The following is a 1,961-nucleotide window of genomic DNA, read 5'->3' as shown; positions in this document are numbered from 1 at the left end:
CCGGGCGGCGAGGCCGCGGCCGGTGCCCGCGCCGCCGGCGGTGCGGGACGCGCGGGGCAGGGCCTCCGCGACGGACGCGCCGATCGGCATGCGCGGGTCGAGCGAGGCGTACGGGTCCTGGAACACCAGCTGGACGGGGCCGCGCCGGGGCCGTCCGCCGACCTCCCGGCCGTCCACCAGGATCCGTCCGGCGACCACCGGGGCCAGCCCGACGGCGGCCCGGCCCAGTGTGGACTTTCCCGAGCCCGACTCGCCGACCAGTCCGGTGACCGCGCCGTCCGGGACCGTCAGGTCCACGCCGTCCACGGCGGTGAAGCGGCCGTAGCGGACGCTGACCCCGCGGAACTCCAGCGTGCTCATCGCGCTCCCCCGTCCCGGACGGATGCTGCGGGTTCGGTCACCGGGTGCCAGCAGGCGACGCGGCGGCCCTCGCCGTGCTCGGTGAGCACGGGATCGGTGGTGCGGCACCGGTCGCGGGCCCGGTCGCAGCGCGGCGCGAAGGCGCAGCCGCGCGGCCGGTCCCCCGGCTCAGGAGGACGGCCCGGGATCGTCGCGAGCGCGGTCTCCCGGTCGGTGCTCATCGTCGGGACCGCCCCGACCAGGGCCCTGGTGTAGGGGTGGGCGGCGCGTCCGGCGAGGTCGGCGACCCGGAGCTCCTCCACGACCCGGCCCGCGTACATCACCAGGACCCGCTCGCACACCTGCGCGACGACGGCGATGTCGTGGGAGATCAGCAGCAGCGCCGCGCCGGAGTCGCGCCGCACCTCGGCCAGCAGTTCCAGCACCTGGCGCTGGACGGTGACGTCGAGGGCGGTGGTCGGCTCGTCGGCGACGATGAGGCTCGGTTCACCCATCAGCCCCATCCCGATCATCGCGCGCTGGCGCATGCCGCCGGAGTACTCGTGCGGACGCTGCCGCGCGCGCCGCTCGGGCGAGCCGATCCGCACCCACCCCAGGCGCTGGACCGCGCGGGCCGCCGCCCGTCCGCGGGACGCCCCCAGATGGACCTCGGCGACCTCGGCCAGCTGGCGGCCGACGCGCAGCGCGGGGTTGAGGGAGGCCATCGGGTCCTGGAACACCATGGCCAGCGACGTGCCGAGGCCCCTCCCCGAGCGGGGGTCGACGCCGCGGAACCGCAGCTCGTCGGCGTCGACCCGGGCGGGGTGCGGGGCGAGTCCCGCCAGGGAGAGCGCGGTCAGGCTCTTGCCCGAGCCGGACTCTCCGACCAGCCCCACGGCCTCGCCCGGTGCGAGCCTCAGCGAGACGCCGCGGACGGGCGTCCGGCCGCCGGGGAAGGTCACCCGCAGGCCGCGCACGCTCAGCAGTGCGCCGTCGTCCGCGACGCCGCCGGCGCCGGCCGAGGATGGGGACGTGCGGGATGCCTCCTCCTGCTCGTCCGCCGCGTCGGGAGCGGCGGTCTGGTGGGGGGTGCGCCGTCCGCCGGCCTCCGCGAGCACCTCGCCGACCAGCGTGAACACCAGCCCGGTGAGGATCACCGCGAGTCCCGGCGCGAGCGCGGCGAGCGGGTTGACGTAGATCCGGCCGAGCTGCTCGTTGAGCAGGCGGCCCCAGTCGTAGGCGGGTGGTTGCACGCCGAGGCCGAGGAAGGACAGCCCGGAGAAGGCGATGAGGATCTGCGCCGCCGACTGCGCGGTGAACAGCGTCACCGGCTCGCCGATGTTCGGCAGCACATGCCGGGTGACCAGCCGGAACCGGCCCGTGCCGAGGATGCGCGCGGCGGCCACGTAGTCGGCGGAGGCCACCGACGCCGTCAGGTTCTGCACCAGGCGGGCGGTGGGCGGCACGATGGCCAGCCCCACCGAGAGCACCGCGCCCGTGCCGCCCACCCCGAAGATCGTCGCGAGCACCAGGACGAACAGCAGGCTGGGGAAGGCCACGAGCACACCCACCGCCGCGGTCACCAGACGGCCCGCCCGGCGGCCGAGCACCGCCGGGGCGAG

The 1,961-nt window shown here is 76.6% G+C and carries 2 protein-coding genes; both read right to left on the bottom strand.

The window, feature by feature from the left end:
* Nucleotides 1–360, bottom strand: a 360-nt coding sequence (locus tag AB0J52_RS38320) for an ATP-binding cassette domain-containing protein (protein ID WP_500187923.1), incomplete at its 3' end; no start/stop codon positions are given.
* Nucleotides 357–1,961 (bottom strand): dipeptide/oligopeptide/nickel ABC transporter permease/ATP-binding protein (locus tag AB0J52_RS38315; RefSeq protein WP_500187922.1); only part of this gene is annotated, 1,605 nt, incomplete at its 5' end. The genes AB0J52_RS38315 and AB0J52_RS38320, both read right to left, overlap by 4 nt.

Source organism: Spirillospora sp. NPDC049652, assembly GCF_040675125.1.
Lineage (GTDB): Bacteria > Actinomycetota > Actinomycetes > Streptosporangiales > Streptosporangiaceae > Spirillospora.
Note: the sequence above shows the minus strand (reverse complement) of the source record. Positions and strands in the feature narration are given on the sequence as shown.